This is a genomic window from Vibrio sp. YT-17, assembly GCF_033337375.1.
GTDB lineage: Bacteria > Pseudomonadota > Gammaproteobacteria > Enterobacterales > Vibrionaceae > Vibrio > Vibrio alginolyticus.
Genome location: NZ_JAWOQP010000007.1, coordinates 51,316 through 68,127 on the forward strand (window position 1 = coordinate 51,316; position 16,812 = coordinate 68,127).

13 protein-coding genes are annotated in these 16,812 nt (G+C 44.4%); 5 read left to right on the forward strand and 8 right to left on the reverse strand.

The genetic code is table 11. The annotated features are described in order from the left end of the window. Positions 1 to 66 precede the first annotated feature (66 nt). The 7 genes from R7F67_RS08805 to R7F67_RS08835 form a co-directional block, all read right to left on the reverse strand. Positions 67 to 1,431: a CmpA/NrtA family ABC transporter substrate-binding protein gene (locus tag R7F67_RS08805; RefSeq protein WP_054576755.1), complete on the reverse strand. Its 1,365-nt coding sequence runs from the start codon at positions 1,429 to 1,431 to the stop codon at positions 67 to 69. Between the two features lie 265 nt (positions 1,432 to 1,696). Further along, positions 1,697 to 2,278 carry an ANTAR domain-containing response regulator gene (locus R7F67_RS08810; RefSeq protein WP_054576756.1) on the reverse strand — a complete coding sequence of 194 codons (582 nt, stop codon included), beginning with the start codon at positions 2,276 to 2,278 and terminating at the stop codon, positions 1,697 to 1,699. Between the two features lie 73 nt (positions 2,279 to 2,351). Beyond that, positions 2,352 to 3,269 carry a dienelactone hydrolase family protein gene (locus R7F67_RS08815; RefSeq protein ID WP_048625125.1) on the reverse strand — a complete coding sequence of 306 codons (918 nt, stop codon included), beginning with the start codon at positions 3,267 to 3,269 and terminating at the stop codon, positions 2,352 to 2,354. A 170-nt stretch (positions 3,270 to 3,439) separates the two neighbouring features. Beyond that, positions 3,440 to 4,393 carry a glycosyl transferase family protein gene (locus R7F67_RS08820; protein WP_258475810.1) on the reverse strand — a complete coding sequence of 318 codons (954 nt, stop codon included), beginning with the start codon at positions 4,391 to 4,393 and terminating at the stop codon, positions 3,440 to 3,442. Continuing rightward, entirely contained in the window at positions 4,390 to 5,295 is a 906-nt protein-coding gene (gene cobA / locus R7F67_RS08825; RefSeq protein ID WP_054576758.1) for a uroporphyrinogen-III C-methyltransferase, read from the reverse strand. The genes R7F67_RS08820 and cobA overlap by 4 nt, the downstream gene beginning before the upstream one ends. A gap of 20 nt (positions 5,296 to 5,315) precedes the next feature. Next, positions 5,316 to 7,979 carry a nitrate reductase gene (locus tag R7F67_RS08830; RefSeq protein WP_054576759.1) on the reverse strand — a complete coding sequence of 888 codons (2,664 nt, stop codon included), beginning with the start codon at positions 7,977 to 7,979 and terminating at the stop codon, positions 5,316 to 5,318. A gap of 292 nt (positions 7,980 to 8,271) precedes the next feature. Further along, positions 8,272 to 8,706: a GNAT family N-acetyltransferase gene (locus R7F67_RS08835; RefSeq protein WP_017634213.1), complete on the reverse strand. Its 435-nt coding sequence runs from the start codon at positions 8,704 to 8,706 to the stop codon at positions 8,272 to 8,274. 379 nt (positions 8,707 to 9,085) lie between these two features. On the opposite strand from R7F67_RS08835, the gene R7F67_RS08840 reads away from it, so the two are divergent. The 5 genes from R7F67_RS08840 to R7F67_RS08860 all read left to right on the forward strand — a co-directional run bounded on the left by R7F67_RS08840 (position 9,086) and on the right by R7F67_RS08860 (position 15,713). Then, a complete protein-coding gene (locus R7F67_RS08840) occupies positions 9,086 to 10,342 on the forward strand; it encodes an aromatic amino acid transport family protein (protein WP_017820237.1) in 1,257 nt (418 codons plus the stop codon). 610 nt (positions 10,343 to 10,952) lie between these two features. Continuing rightward, entirely contained in the window at positions 10,953 to 12,866 is a 1,914-nt protein-coding gene (locus R7F67_RS08845) for a tetratricopeptide repeat-containing diguanylate cyclase (protein WP_318057153.1), read from the forward strand. A 10-nt stretch (positions 12,867 to 12,876) separates the two neighbouring features. Further along, positions 12,877 to 13,218, forward strand: a complete 342-nt coding sequence (locus R7F67_RS08850; RefSeq protein WP_054576760.1) for a hypothetical protein — start codon at positions 12,877 to 12,879, stop codon at positions 13,216 to 13,218. A gap of 248 nt (positions 13,219 to 13,466) precedes the next feature. Then, the gene (locus R7F67_RS08855; RefSeq protein WP_017820240.1) at positions 13,467 to 15,245 is read left to right on the forward strand and encodes a S8 family peptidase; all 1,779 of its coding nucleotides are present in this window, start codon (positions 13,467 to 13,469) and stop codon (positions 15,243 to 15,245) included. A gap of 12 nt (positions 15,246 to 15,257) precedes the next feature. Continuing rightward, entirely contained in the window at positions 15,258 to 15,713 is a 456-nt protein-coding gene (locus R7F67_RS08860; protein ID WP_005375850.1) for a hypothetical protein, read from the forward strand. 146 nt (positions 15,714 to 15,859) lie between these two features. Here R7F67_RS08860 and R7F67_RS08865 read toward each other — a convergent pair whose 3' ends face one another. Then, a complete protein-coding gene (locus tag R7F67_RS08865) occupies positions 15,860 to 16,789 on the reverse strand; it encodes an SRPBCC family protein (RefSeq protein WP_017820241.1) in 930 nt (309 codons plus the stop codon). Positions 16,790 to 16,812: the final 23 nt, after the last annotated feature.

Below are 16,812 nucleotides of genomic sequence, written 5' to 3' on the forward strand. Positions count from 1 at the left end.
TCCTAAGAAATTTACATCCTTGTTGCCACAAGCGAATTCCCTCGCTTGTGGCGTTTATCGTTATGGTTAAACCTTGTCTTTTCCTTTAAGCCCGATAGAGAACTTCTCTAGATATTTATTTGGCTCGCGACCGTCATAAACGATGTTGTCGATAAAGTGTGTTTGTGGCGCACGGAAACCATCTTCAGCACTAAAATCTGGGAAGTCTTTTTTGCTCAACACACCATCTTCAATCAGTGCTTGAGCTGCTTGTTGGTAGATATCTGGACGGTAAACCTCTTTCGCCACATCCATGTACCAATCATCGGATTTCTCGCTTGAGATTTGTCCCCAGCGACGCATTTGAGTCAGATACCAAATCGCATCGCTGTAATACGGATAAGTGGCGTTGTGACGGAAGAACACGTTGAAGTCTGGCACGTCTCGTTTGTCGCCTTTCTCGTATTCAAATGTGCCGGTCATCGAGTTGGCGATAACTTCGGCATCGGCTCCAACGTATTCGCTTTTTGATAGCATCTTCACTGCTTCTTGGCGGTTGGCATTGTCGTTTTCATCCAACCAATGTGCAGCTCGAATCAAGGCTTTCACTACGCGAATGTGCGTGTTTGGATACTTCTCAGCCCAAGCTTTGGAAACACCAAACACTTTCTCTGGGTTGTTCTTCCAGATTTCGTAGTCGGTCACGACTGGCGTACCAATGCCTTTGAATACGGCTTGCTGGTTCCATGGTTCGCCTACGCAGTACCCTTTGATCGTGCCCGCTTCCATTGTGGCTGGCATTTGTGGTGGCGGTGTAACACTCAAAAGAACGTCAGCATCCAACTGGCCACTGTTATCGCCTGAGTCTGGTGCGTAAAAGCCTGGATGAATCCCACCTGCCGCTAACCAGTATCGCAACTCATAGTTGTGCGTCGATACAGGGAACACCATCCCCATGTTGAACGGTTTGCCTTTATCCAGATAGCTGTCGACCACAGGCTTCAGTGCATCCGCTTTGATTGGGTGAACTGGCTTGCCATCTGGTTGCTTTGGAATGTATTGCTTCATCTTCTCCCAAGTATCATTGGAAACCGTGATTGCGTTGCCGTTCAAATCCATACTGAACGCAGTAATCACTTCTGCTTTTGTGCCAACACCAATCGTTGCGCCCAATGGCTGACCAGCGAGCATGTGCGCGCCAGCAAGCTCACCGTCGATGACTCGGTCTAATAGCACCTTCCAGTTTGCTTGTGCTTCTAAAGTGACGTACAAGCCTTCGTCTTCAAAAAAGCCTTTCTCATAAGCAACCGCCAGCGGTGCCATATCGGTTAACTTAATAAAACCAAACTTCAGGTCTTCAATTTCTGGCTCACCTAACTCTGCCTTTACGCTGACCGTGGTGAATACCGATAACGAAATTGCTGACACTTTCAGCATCGAACTCCATTTCATTGGTTTGCTCCCATAAAAAAAGCGCCACTACTCCGAAGAGCAGTAGCGCCGTTGCTAAGTCTACAATTACCGCCGTTGATAATTGAGATAAGCGATTCAACAATAAACCCAATTCTACTAATCCAATTACTGTGCCAACTTATTTTTCACATTAAATACAATGAATTAGCTTGTTCTACCGTTTCTTATTCCCTGTTATTGCTTGCTGATAGTGCAACACGCACCACGTTAGAAAATGCACCCTAACCCCAAAGTGGTAGAGCAACTAATCCAATACTTCCAAAGTAGTTATCAAATTCTTGGCAACTTGTGCGAGCGTTTGGCTCGATTGCATGGCTGAATTTCTAAGCGCTTTATAAGCCTGATCTTCATCAACGCTGTGCATCTTCATCAGCAGACCCTTGGCTTTTTCCACCAGCTTGCGCTCTTCAATCTTATGGGTTAGCGATTCAATTTCCGATTGCATACTTTCGAATTTCGCTCTCACTAGTGTCGCATGTTCAATCCAAGGCTGAAGCGCAAACTCACTATCGTGCGGCATGAGCACATAGTCCATTTTTTCTGATAACCGATTGATATCATTAGATGATAACTGCTTTAAGACGATAAGAAGTGGTGCCGATTTTCTACGGCAGAAATCGACGATCAAACGTAGTTCCGCGGTTGGTTGCTGCCATCCAACCACAACGCTTGCTGACGGTTCTCGTTGCATTAACGTTTCTAGTTGTGCCAATTGGCAACCCATGATGTTGTCGTAATCTTTGCTCAATAAGCCGGACAATCGAGCCTGCTCTTGGAGGCTATCGCAGCATACTATGATGGGTGTTTTTGACGTTGATTGAGTCATGCACATTCCTTGTTTATATCTCACTCACTAAGAGAGACATAACAAGGAATGTGCCAACTAAAGCTGAAGCATTTTAACTAGAGGCAAGATGTTCTTTGAAGAAGCCGAGTGTACGCTCCCAAGCGAGCGCCGCTTCTTCCGGAGCGTAGCGAGCCGTTGAGTCGTTATGGAAGCCATGGTTGACGTTTTCATACATTAACGCCTGATATTGCGCATCGTTCGCGATCAATTGCTGCTCATAGGCAGGCCATGTGTCGTTGACGCGCTTATCGAGCCCTGCGAAGTGAATCATCAACGGCCCTTTGACCTGCTTTTGAATCTCTTGCGCCGCCGGTGTTCCGTAGAAAGGCACACCTGCATCCAGCTCTTCTGGCATTACCGCTGCAAGCATATTAACGATGTATCCACCGAAACAGAACCCAACCGCGCCTAATTTACCGTTCCCACCCTCGTAGTGTTTAATGAAATTAGCAGCAGCAATAAAATCTTGTTCGATCTTGGCTCTGTCCATCTCTTTCTGCATGGCGCGACCTTCATCATCGTTCCCCGGATAGCCACCGAGTGGATAAAGCGCGTCAGGAGCGAAAGCAATAAAGCCGTCTTTCGCGAGTCGTCTGGCGACATCTTTGATGTATGGGTTTAGACCTCGATTTTCATGAATCACCAACACTGTCGGCGATTTTAAGGTCTTCTTTTGTGGCACAACCAAATAGCCGCGACCTTCTCCATGTCCATTGGGCGAAGCAAAGGTTTCATAGGTTGCTTTGATCTCAGGATCATTAAAGGAAACTTGCTCTGCGAGTGCATAATTTGGAGTCAGAGCATCAACCAGGGCCGTCATACTAAAACCTAAAACAGCGAGGCCACCAAGACGGTTGAGAAACTCTCGACGAGAGATTTTGCCATGTGCGTATTCGTCATACCAATCGAAAGCTTCTTGTGGAATGGGATGTGACGCCTTGTTGTTAGAATTTGAGTGCTTTAGAACCATTATCCTTGTCCTCATTTCTTATCGAAAAGTAAACTCATCAGGCCTCACTGATGTTTGCCCCAATCAGCTGTGAGACACTTCAAGTGATAAATACATCACTGACAAGCTTACACAAACAATAGATAAAGGATTCCGATCCAACAACGTTTCGCGGTTAGCTCGTCACAGGATTAACTGCCACAACAATAGTTTTCCCAATAAGTAAACGCATGTTCAAAGGCGTGTTCCCTATCGTGCACTTGAGCAAAGAGTACAACTGTCATCGTTGCCAAAACCGTATTCGCCATTTGGTTCATGTCATCTTCTGACGTCCCAAACGGACAGTTCGTAGGCATTGGCACCTCAGACAGCATTTGCTCCGTCCAGTAGTGCGATGTCACGCCGCTTGTTTGGCTTAACCATACCGTTTGGCTTACTTTCGGGTTGTATTCTGATTCGCCCGATTGCCCTTTGAATGACACAACAGCGTGAGCGGTTTGACCGATTTCATATTCGACTTCTGCATGAAGTTGTTGGAAACCAGGATGGAAGCTACCACGAATACCAACCGTTGCTTGCCCCGGATTCAATGCTCGAACCACGGTATTAATCGGCGTTCTAAGCCCATAACGATTCTTCCAACCGATCATGGTTTCTGCTTGTGGAGCAAATGCGCTGAGCGGTAGATACACGATGTTTTGTGTTTCTAAGACACGCTTTGCTTCTTCTGCTGATTCCGCTTTCTCGATAGCAAACTTGTCGAGGTAATCTTCTGCGTGTAAACGTCCAGATTGACGGTCGTGATAGCCATGCATCAGCACTTTATGACCATTATCGGCAAGGATCTTCGCTGCTAACAGGAGCCAAGGCTGACCTGCCGCTTCACGTTTGCCTGCGTAACATGGCCAGTCGATGTCTGCACCAATAGCAGGCATGCGGGATTGGAATGCTTTCACAAAGCCAGCGATTTCTTGTTGAGTCTCGTTTTGTACGCGGATCAGCATCAGCAGCATTGCCATTTGATCATCATCGCACTCTCCGTTTAGGTATTCATCCATAACTCGAAACGCTTGGTCAAAGTTCAGTGGTTTTCTACCACGTTCGCCACGACCGACTGTTCTGATACACTCCAAAATGCTGCTCATATTCCCTCGTATTCCGTCACTGACTGTACGGTTTCTATTAGTTGTTCGCGCAGTTTGACAACTTCTCCCATCACAATCAATGCTGGGCTGATGCCTTTAAGTGTAATCGATAACTCATTGAGCTGATTGAGTTGGGTAACATGCACTTGTTGTTGAGGGCTGCAACCATGAGTGATGATCGCGACTGGAAAATCTTCTCTCAAACCAGAGCCTATTAAACTCGTTTGTATTTGCGATGACTTTTCTAACCCCATATAGAAGACTAACGTTTGTCCGCTTTGCATCAGTTGGCTCCACGCTTCAAATGCGCCTGTTACCACTTGCCCCGTCACAAAGGTAACGCTACGAGCAACGCCACGATGAGTCAGCGGAATCAAGCTGTTTGCTGAACATCCAATCGCAGCGGTAATGCCGGGAATGACTTCGTACGCGATTGAGTGTTTGACGAGTGCTAACGCCTCTTCACCTCCACGGCCAAATACAAAAGGATCTCCCCCTTTTAAGCGCACAACTCGCTTTCCTTGTTGAGCGAGCGATACCATCAAGTCACAAATTTCTTCCTGACCAATACTAGGTTGTCCGCATCTTTTGCCCACGTAAATCCAATCGGCTTGTGGCGAAGCCAACTCCAAAATATCTTTGTTAACCAAACGGTCGTACAACAGTACCTCTGCCGACATAATCGCTTTCACAGCCTTTACCGTTAACAAGTCAGGATCGTGCGGCCCTGCTCCGACAATCGAGACAAAACCTTTGTGGTTCGCGTCCAGGTCTAGTGAATGGTCTTCTAAAAGTTGGTTCAGTTTGCTTGCTTGATCATGCTTAGAAAAGCGAGACGAGCGTTCTTGTTTCTGACTCGCTTGTCCTTTCTTAAACCAAGACTTTTGATAAGGCGCTTCCATGTGCTTATCCTCTTTATGACTTACTTTATTTGAATAGCCAAACTTTGCTGGTTCGCTTGCTGTTTGCCCTTTTGATGCTGATGGCTGTCGACCATTTGTTTGATTTGAGAGACGCACGAGCCACAGTTAGTACCGCATTTGAGTTTGTTTTGAAGTTGGGTCACTGACGTGCAGTCTTGTTTCTCCATCGCGTCATGTATTTGTTTATCGGTAACGCGGAAACAACTACAAACCAGTTTGGCACTGCTTTGCGATTGAGTGATGGTAAGCAGTTGCGATAGCTCCATCGGCTTGCCAATCAAGCCGGTAAAGTTGGTGTAGTCGGTTTGAATCGGTTCACTAGACACCACCAAAACAGAGCGAATGATACGCACGTCTCCAACAAGGTCATAGTCCACCGCTAGCCAACCTTGGGCAATATCTATCGTAATTCTGCGGCTCTTTTCCGTTCGACAAAAACTCTGCTTCTTTGGTCGCTTATCATGTGCAAAGCGCCAAATGCCCAAATTGCTTTCTGCTTGAAATGCGCTGTAGATAAATTTACCGGAATCAAACTGTGTACCGATGAACATACCGTAGGTTTTGACCGCGGCGTCTTGCACTTCAACATAAGACGACTTAAATGCAGGCTGCCCTGAAATAGGGTCTTTTGCGCTGTTTACTATCGCATTAACACTACTTTCACCGCCATATCGACCCGCCCAGTGCATTGACATAAACAGCTCCTGAAAACCCAAACCTTCATCAATGGCAACTTTGGCATAAATACCGGTGTTTGAAGCAGGCTGAAACAGCTTGGTGAGCTGTCCTGCTTTTAAGCGATTTTGAGTGGCAGAGAGCGTGTTCATGTACACGGTTGGTTCTAACTCTGAGGCGGCAAGGTGGGCGATATGCCCTGTGCGCGTCATGGTATGCCATTGGTCACGTTGCCTGCCCGTATTGAGCCACCAGCCTTTTGTTCTTTCTAAGCGCGTTGGAGATTCACTGGTCACGACAAAACGCGCTTTTCCATCTGGGTGTGAATAGACGCCATCAGCAAAAGGGCGCTCTCCTCCCCATTGTGTCGGCACCCACTCTTCGTATTCTTGCTCGGTTAAGTTGGCGTATTGAGAAAGATCTAGCTTCAATGGCGAATCTGCATTCATGCCTGTCATCGCGGCATATTCCCTGAATACCGCCCGCTCAGAAGTAAACGCAAAGCCATTTTGTGTCTTTTCCAATGCACACAGAGCTTGCCCAACTTGGCTTATCGCCCACCAATCTGATTTTGCTTCACCGGGAGGCGTTTGAAACTGGCGCTGCCTTGAAAGTCGACGCTCAGAATTGGTCACCATGCCTTGCTTCTCCCCCCAGCCAGCGGCGGGTAGCAATAGGTCCGCGTAATGCGCTACATCCGAATCCGCTGTGATATCGGAAACAATCACAAACGGACAAATCTCTAGTGCACGTTTTACCAATTGGTTATCTGGCAAAGAGACAACAGGATTGGTTGCCATGATCCAGAGAACTTTAATCTCACCACGTTCTACCGCCTCAAACAGTTCAACAGCTTTTAAACCGGGCTGAGTGGCAATTTCTGGTGAATCCCAAAACGCCTGCACTTGCTTTATAGACTTTGCGTCAAAAGCACGATGAACCGCTAACTGGTTTGCCAATCCACCGACTTCTCGCCCACCCATCGCATTGGGCTGACCTGTAATAGAAAACGGCCCACAACCTGACTTGGCAATTTTACCCGTCGCCAAGTGTGCATTAATGATTGCATTGCCTTTGTCGACGCCATTTTCGGCTTGGTTTACCCCTTGGCAAAACAACGTAATTGCGGTTGGGCTTTGCGCAAACCATTGGAAGAATGTCGTGAGTTTTTCTTCTGAAATGCCAATGGAAGACGTCAAATTAGTGACATCGTAACGCAAATCAGAAACTTCTTCTCTAAGTGCATTAAATCCGTCGGTATAAGAATTTATGTATTCAGAATCAATCAATTGTTGTTCAATAAGAAACTTGAGCAGCCCATTGAAGAGTGACACATCACCATCGTTTTTAATCGGTAGATGCAAATCCGCTTGCTGTGCGGTGACCGTTTCACGCGGGTCAATGACCACCAGCTTGAGGTTAGGATTGTTTTCTCTCGCTTGTTGAATACGTCGGAATAAAACAGGGTGCGTCCAAGCGGTATTAGCACCGCAAATGATCAATAGCTCAGTCTTATCAATATCGTCGTAATTGACGGGAACGACATCTTCACCAAATGCTCGTACATGAGCCGCAACCGCCGAAGACATACACAAACGCGAGTTCGTATCGATGTTTGCGCTGCCAACATAGCCTTTCATGAGTTTGTTGGCGACGTAATAGTCTTCCGTTAACAACTGCCCTGACACGTACATCGCGACGGAATCCGGTCCAAACTCCGCTTTCGCTTGATGAATCTTTTCAGCAATCAGATCCGTGGCTTGTTGCCATTGCACCTCTTGCCCTTGAGGTCGTTGCTTGGTGACAAGCTTTGGATACAACAAGCGCGAAGGCATATTCAAACTCTCTGCCAGCGCGACACCCTTCACGCACAGTGATCCCGCATTTGCAGGATGACACGCATCCCCAACGATTCCTTTCGCATTGACCTCGACACCACATCCAACACCACAATAGGGACAAGTGGTTTTTTTGCATCCTTGCGACATAACACCTCCAGTGTGATTCAGCCCAACTTACTAGCAAAAAAAAGCCTCTCCCGAATCGAGAGAGGCAGCAATGCCTTTAACGCTGTTAGTACATTTTCAAAAAGTAATACCCTATACCGCTCTCGCCTGCTATTAAGAGCGGCGCATCGAGTTATCGATGAACGTTTATGTAAAGCAAGTGAGGTGCCAAGATTAAAAACCCTTACCATACAAATGGTTAGCTTAAAACCAATTATAGCAACGTAATGCTACGCACTGATTGTGTGCAAATTTCGGTCATTATCGTGCAGTATTACTTTACTAATTCCATAACTAACCTGGATTCTTCGTCACCAAAATAATGCGCTTCTTCTTCTAACGTTTTAAAGCCAAGGGAGAGGTATAAAGACAATGCAGGTTGGTTCTTAGGATCGACAGTCAATTTCACGCTTGAGCCTAACGTCAACGACGCAATAACGTTTTCTAGGAGGGAACGCGCAATACCTTTACCTCTATGTTGAATATCGACGGCCAATGACATGATCCAATATTGATGTGCATTTGTGCTAGTCGTTAGCAATATATACCCTGCGACCTGCTCTCCCTCTTTTGCTACCAGTAAACTCTCTCCCCAACAATCAAAAGCTTGCCGAAAGAAAAATTGAGGATAGGCGTGTTCTCCAAATAAAGTATTTTCGAGCTTATATATGGCAAATAAGTCCTCTTTTTGCGCAGACAAGATGTCCATTCAATGACTCCTTCTTTAACATGAATGGCAGCAGTATACCTAAATCTCATCTAAATGACGGGACACAAACATCTCAATTAAGTGCTTAAGAAATGTAATATTCTTCCTGAAAATTAGGCCTAACTCACTTAGAACATACATCCGTGATCAAGTTTTAACCGCAAAATCAAAAACCACACAAGATGAAAATTTCAATACATACAACCATTAAATGCATTAAAATTAAGAACTTTATTCTGGTTTATTGAAAAATTCATAGTTGGATAATTTACAACCACCCCAAGTTCACAGCATTATTCACCAAGCTTCGCATGTGATAATAAACACTAAAACCTTTACCATTTTCAGCATTATTATTTTTATAAAAGCGAGTTTTAAAGTGAAAGAATCTCGAAATGCCTTAAATCCTAGTGAAATAAACACAACCACAGCTTGGTCAAAACATGATACACATTGGGTTCTTAGCCTATTTGGAACAGCCGTTGGCGCAGGCATCCTGTTTCTGCCAATTAACCTTGGGATTGGTGGTTTTTGGCCTTTAGTCGCGATGGCAGTACTTGCTTTTCCAATGACCTATCTTGCGCACCGTGGCTTAGCTCGTTTTGTACTATCTTCTAAGATCAAAAACGCAGACTTCACTGATGTAGTGGAAGAGCACTTCGGCGCAAAAGCAGGTCGTTCTATTTCACTGCTGTATTTTCTTTCGATCTTCCCGATCCTGTTGATATATGGGGTTGGAATAACAAACACAGTAGATAGCTTCATGGTAAATCAGGCTGATATGGCTTCTTTACCTAGACCTTTGCTTTCTGGCGTACTAGTGTTTGCACTAATTGCTATTATGATGGCGGGTGAAAAAGTAATGCTACGGGCCTTTGCCATCATGGTGTTCCCACTTGTTGCCATTCTTGCCTTTCTATCATTTTACTTAATACCGAACTGGACCATGCCTGTCATGGATGTGCCAGAAGCGTCAGCTTTTGCTAGCACTATGTGGTTAGCAGTTCCTGTAGTGATTTTCTCGTTTAGTCACGCAGCTGCAATTTCAAGCTTTGCAAATGTACAACGTCGCCATTACGGTAAGCAGGCAGATGCCAAATCCGAAGTTATTCTTCGTCGCACTAGCATCATGCTGATTGCCTTTGTTCTTATTTTTGTATTTTCCTGTGTACTAACACTGTCACCTGAACAATTGGCTCAAGCAAAAGAACAAAACGTATCCGTATTGTCTTACTTAGCGAACGCAACCGATAATCCATTTATTGCAACACTTGGTCCTTTAGTAGCGTTTGTTGCTATCACTTCATCTTTCCTTGGGCATTTTTTAGGTGCGCGTGAAAGCTTAAATGGTTTAATTAACAAGCATTTTAACCTATCTGAGAAGCGTGTTGATCGTATCAGCGTGGCAGCACTGTTCTTCTCAATCTGGGCGGCCGCGATCATGAACCCAAGTATTCTTGGTATGATGGAAGCATTGTCAGGGCCTGTTATTGCAATGATCTTATTTATTATGCCAATGTTAGCGGTGTATAAAATCGAGGCGATGAAACAATATCGAGGAAATGTCTCTACTTACTTTGTTCTAGCAGCAGGCATTGTGGCGGTAAGTGCATTGATTTTTAGCTTCTTCAGCTAATAACTAAAGACTAGCTTGGATTTTCAGGGGAATACCTTACACAAGGTTAAGGTGATTCCCTGAATTTTCTTACTCTTTAAAAGGTAATCATCGTTACCCTTGACTCTTAAATAAGAGCGAAAACACCCGCAATCATAAGTACTGAAGCGATGCAGGTACGGCCGATAATGCCGAAGTGCGAAGGTTGAATCATTTCATTATGCATAGTTAATCTCCTATTTATTATAAAAGCCATTTTTTATTGGCTTAATAACACTATGTCTAATATCCAGTTTTTTAACAACCCATACAAACATTAAATATTTATGACAGAAACGTAATTTTTTACACTTCGCCCTGATTTTGAGCGATGAATCCGCGGCTTAAATCATTAGATTGAGTCCACCGAATATGCTCGCCTACCTGTCATAGTTACCTTATCTATACCATCGCCTAATCATTGCATAAGTTTTCAATAGATTTTGTTTTATAAATCATAATATTATAGAGCTCCTTCTCGTATCTCACTCCCAAAACACTTTGCCACTGGGAATCCATCCGCACTTAACCAACAAGAAATGGTAGACTTAACTGGTATTCGGTTAAGAGATCACATTTTATTAATACGCTCATGCACTTCTCAATTAAAAAACTGGCTTGCGCACTTTGTACTGCACTTGGACTTTTCTTGCATCCCACCAACGTACTGGCGAGTACCGAAAAGCAAGCTTATCTGGAAGAACACATTTCAGCAGAAAGCAAGCCCATGTTAAAACTCTACTTTCGCTCGATGGGTAAGCCGCGATCAATTCAAAAAGATGAGTTAAATGCGCCACAGAATGCATCAGCGGAGTCTCTTGCTCTGTATTACTTTGCACGAAAGTACCTTAAGCGTTACGAAGGCGTTCCATTACCGAAAGATATGCCCGATTTAATCGAATTCGGTAAAAAGCACCATTTGGAATGGGTCGTCGCTGAAGCACAGCTCAATAAGGCTGTAACAATGATTGAGCAAGACGATAACTGGAACGCAGAATTGTTACTCCATGACGTTGTTTCTACAGCCCGTGATCTTGGTTATCTAGCATTAGAAGGCCGTGCTTACCGCTGGTTAGGCAATCTAGAAGTATCTCGAAATCAACTACGCAGTGGCCTAAAATATTATCGCAATGCCTATGAGTTATTAGAAAAAACAGTATTTGAAATACAAGTCGCGATGACACTGAACAACATTGGGACGGTCTACATCGACGCATCAGATTGGGCTCGGGCCAACAGTTACCTAACGCAAGCTCTCGACACTTACCTAGAGAGCGAATATCAATACGATAATAGCTTTTTTATGGGGGTTATCTACGCAAACCTTAGCATCGTTCACTCGAGCCTCGGAGATAACAAAAAAGCGGAATATTATTTCAATGAAGCCATTCGACTTTCAATGCAAACGGGGTCGGACACAGTCAAGCACCACTCTTTATCCAGCTTTTCACAAATGTTGAGCTCGGTAGGAAAAATTGATGATGCATTAATGGTCGCACAACGTTGCGTAGACCTGCCCATTCCAAAAAATCTAGAAATGCTAAAAACGTCTTGTTACGAGGCATTTGCAGAGGCTTACCTCGCAAACAAACAATACGATAAAGCTATTACAACAGCGCTTAACGTTCTAGAACAAACCAAATCAACCAGTGAATTAGAGCTGCGTCAGCGTATTGATATGCTTTCGGTACTGATAAACGCTCATCAAATTCTTAATGACTATGAAGCGGCTTTTCATTATTTAACCCAATTAAGAGAGCTAGAGGCTGAGTTTTCTCATCATATTCATGGTGAAGAGATGATTAACATTAAGTTTGACCTCGAAGCTAAGTTAGCCCAGAAAGAACTCAAATTGCTAGAAACAAAAAATGCGCTACAAGCCTCTGAACTGCGTTCACAGCGCTATCGAGAAATGTTCTACTTTATCGCTATTGCGGCAATTGGAGTCGTTGGTTTTCGTTACGTACTGCGCGTTAGACGTATTAATAAAGCACTCACTCAAGAAAATACTACCGATCCATTAACTCAACTGCATAACCGTCGCTATCTTCACATTTGGTTGGACAAAATGGCTCGTAGAAGCCCAGATAGAACATTTGCCTTAGCCGTTTTAGATGTCGATCATTTTAAAACCTTTAATGATCAATATGGACACGATATTGGCGATAAAATGCTGACTCATATTGCCACGCTATTTAATGAATCCACTCGCTCTGGTGACCTACTCATTCGTTGGGGTGGAGAAGAGTTTGTCCTATTATTCGAAGTACAGCGAGCTGAAGATTGCGCTAAGTTTTTGGAGCGATTGAGATATACTGTTGAAAACACGCCATTGGTGGTTGACTCTAAACCATTAAACGCGACAATTTCCCTTGGAGCAGTGGACAAACTGTCGGCACAAATAATTAAACAAGAATGGGATCAATGGTTTTTCTTGGCAGACCAAGCTTTGTATGATGCGAAGCAAGCTGGTAGAAACCAGTTCGTCATTCATCCTACATCATAAAAAAGCACACATGAAAAAAAATCTAATCATTATTACTTTTGCGCCTCTATTTCTTATGGCGTGCAGTAATCAGCAAGCATCTCAACTGGGAATGCGCAGCAGCAGTGTCAACGTATATGCCCAGCAAATGAGTAACACTCAACTATGTGAAACTCTCTACTACAGCCGTGCAACTAACCAAACCAAAGTGGCGATTGGTGCTGAGTTCAATCGACGTGGATTAAACAAAAAGTGGTGTGATAAAGAATTCGATAAGTTGTTCATTAAAAAGTGGATTGATAACGTGCTGCCTGAGGAAAAAGCCGAACCTAAGAAACCAATCGCAACTATTCAACCCGCTTCAACTAAATAACCCCCCTCTTGAAGCAGACGGTACACTCGTATTTTCTGCTTTTCACTTTTCATGCATGCTCGATGCGACATATAAAAACCTCATAGTTTCAGTAAATTAACAAAGACTTATGTTGTCCATCGAACTTTTAATGTAAACAAGTTGTAAATGGTTTTCGTCCTTATTCTTTGTCGTTAGCTTTGTTTGTTCCTGTTAGCGGAATATGAAACAGGAACTAAAAAATTCCAAACAAAGACATGAGGTCAAAAATGGAAATACGCATTAATCGCCTATTTGCTGCTATGTTGGCAGTAGGCATTGCACCTGCCGTCTCGGCGTTTGATCCACTCTATTCTGAACAATGGCACTTAGACAACACGGGGCAAACTGCGTTTGCGGCTAATCCTGCTGTTGCTGGGAACGACTTAAACACTAAGCTCACTCAGGCAATGGGGATTGCAGGTGTTGGTGTGAAAGTTGCCGTTATTGATTCTGGAGTGCAGATCGATCACCCCGACCTTGCAGGTAATATAGTTACAGGTAGCAGAAACTTCGTCGAAGACTCTTCATTCCCACCAAGTTATCCGGTTGATACTAATGGTCATGGCACTGCTGTAGCCGGTTTGATTAGCGCCGTCGGCAACAACGGTGAAGGCGGACGCGGTGTCGCTTCTCTCTCTTCCCTCATCGGTTTTAACTGGTTAGCCAACCAGACATTAGAAGGCTGGTTAATCTCCCATGGCATGGACCCAGCAACACGTGATGTTCGCGTATTTAACCAAAGTTACGGTTTCAGCCCTATAAACCCGATTACTTTTGATGAAAGCGACCCTCAACTAAAACTTGAAATGGACGTGATGAAAAACGTCAGCGAGAGTAACGCCTGGGGTCGAGGTGCTGTATTTGTAAAGTCAGCAGGTAATGGTTACCGTTATTTCAATGCAGGACGATTCTTCGTATTGCCAAGTAACTTCTTTGCTGGTGGAGACAATCAAGGCTTACCGATGCACAACTCTGCTCAGTCTTATGATAACGCCAATTACTTCAATTTAGTCACTAGTGCACTACGAGCGGATGGTACGCGAGCGAGTTACTCATCGGTGGGTTCGAACGTGTGGGTTGCAGCACCAGCAGGTGAATATGGGCAAGATTTCCCTGCTATGGTCACCACTGATTTAATGGGTTGTGAAGAAGGGCAAAATACCAGTGATGGCCTTGGCATTAATGGGTTACACGGCGGAACGGAGCTCGATCCGAACTGTAACTATACCAGTACGATGAACGGAACCTCATCGGCTGCGCCGAACACATCGGGTGCCATCGCGGCAATCATGTCAACCAACCACGCACTTTCTGCTCGTGATGTACGTGCTTTACTAGCGGAGACAGCAAAAGTAACGGATAAAGCGCATCCAGGCGTACAGCTTGAATTTACTAACCATAAAGGTGAACAGGTTAGCTACGAGGCAATTGCCCCTTGGCAAAAAAACGCAGCAGGCGTAGATTTCCATACTTTTTATGGCTTCGGCGCTGTAGATTTAGATGAAGCGATGCAACGTGCTCGCATGACGAATCGCGTTTTGCCAACTCAAGTCATTACGCCATGGGTTAATAACGCTACAGAAGTAAGTGTACCCGATGCAAGTCTAGTTGGTGGTTCTTCAAGTATCGCCATTGCCGATGAGCTGACAGTAGAATCCGTTCAAGTGACATTGACACTGGACCACGCTCGTCTGCCCGACTTAGCTATCGAGCTCATTTCGCCATCAGGGACTCGTTCCGTTTTGCAAACACCGCGCAATGGTCTTGTTGGTCAATCTCTTGATTCATCGATTACTGGCTACAAAGATCAATTAATGTTGTCTAACCAATTTTATGGCGAAGATGCAAAAGGCGAATGGACGTTGCGAGCAATAGATACGAACGGCGATGAAGTCTATTCTTACATTGCATATTTCAACTCTTCCACCATCTATGACGTTCCGATGGCAAACAACGCTCAGCCCGGTGTTATTAAGAACTGGTCAATGCGCATATTTGGACACTAAGGAGTCAATAACATGAAATACAAATCATTTTCTATGCTGGCTCTCGTTATCATGACGTCGAGTGTATACGCTGAGCAACAGCTCTCTCAACAGCCTGCACCAGAACTGTTTGTGCCATCAGAAGCGGTTGAGATTAATGGCCAAGATTATCGAAAAGTGCAAACTGGCACTATTAGAACCCTATCTGAAGACGTAAAACTTCAAGCGGGTGATGAGGTGTTTAAGAATGCGTTTAGTAACGTATCCAAAGCCACTGGACTGGTTTATATCACCGTAAACAATCCTAACGAAGCGAAAGCAGTCGCCAAAGAGTTAAAATTAGAAGTTATCTTCGCAGAAGGGGAATCAGCGGTGTTAAAAGCATCTCAAGATCAAGATCTGCTAAGTATTAGCGACTACCTAAACGCAGACAGCCGGGTAAAAGCGTCTAAAATTGAACTAAACAGCGGTAAATACCGTGCACAATAATTCTCTAACAAGAGAAGTTGGCCTGTAAAACCATGCCTCAGCGATTGCTGAGGCATTTTTATGGGTAGGAACAGATACGCTATTATTCTTTAGTAACATTTCGCATAACTAGTATGATACCTAAACACCCTACTCGCTTGCGCCTGTCATTTCTTAAACAAAATAATTTCCGTTCTTAGCTCTTCTTCCGTGGTTTCCTTCGGACTATTCAGGTAGCGTTCGATTCCTAAAGGACTGGTTTTGACTTTCATGCCACTCTGACGAACCAAGTTCATCGCTAAAGCCCATGCATTTCCCAAAAACTGATATTCACCTCGGTGTTCGACGACAAATGTTTCACTCTCAGGAATGGTACCAGTAACCGCCCCTTGAGGCGCTGGTACTGAGTTATGAAGAGGAAAGCAAGTGATAAACTCGAATGTACCTTTCTGCATATCCATCGACTGGTAATAACAAAACAATTCACCATTCACGGATAGGGTTTCGTCACTAATTAACTGTTCTAGTTGCTGAACATGCTTCTCAATTACCGAACCTAATTCCTGCAAGCTAGCCACACCCTTGATCCCAATGTAATGAATTTGAGGCAACGTTCGGTTACCTATTTCGACTAAGTCTGAATGCACTCTTCCGGTTTCAAGCTTACTTTTGAGCATGCGTAACCCACGTTGATAATCCATCTCTATCATCGACTTAAACATACTTTTCAGAAAGAACAGATACCAAGGGACGCGAGATTGCATTTGCCATTCGACTAAACAGCCATTTTGTGACGGCGTCACGATTAGAGTCACCTTTCCATGGCTCTTGATTGGGCGAAAGAAATGTAGCTCCATATCTAATCGATGCTCTTGAGTACTTTCCAGTACAATCGCGCCAGTCCCAATACGCTGACCATTCCATTGATAACCAGCTCCAACGTGGCCCTGATTATCACTGAATGTCAGCTCGCAGCTTGGTTCAAGAATGATCCATGGCGACCAGCTGGGCCAGTTATTGAAGTTCTTGAGATAGCCAATAATTTCACTTTGATTCTTATTAATTTCAATACTTCGGCTGACCTGATAAGAGAGCATAACGGTTCCTCGAGTTTCCGCTT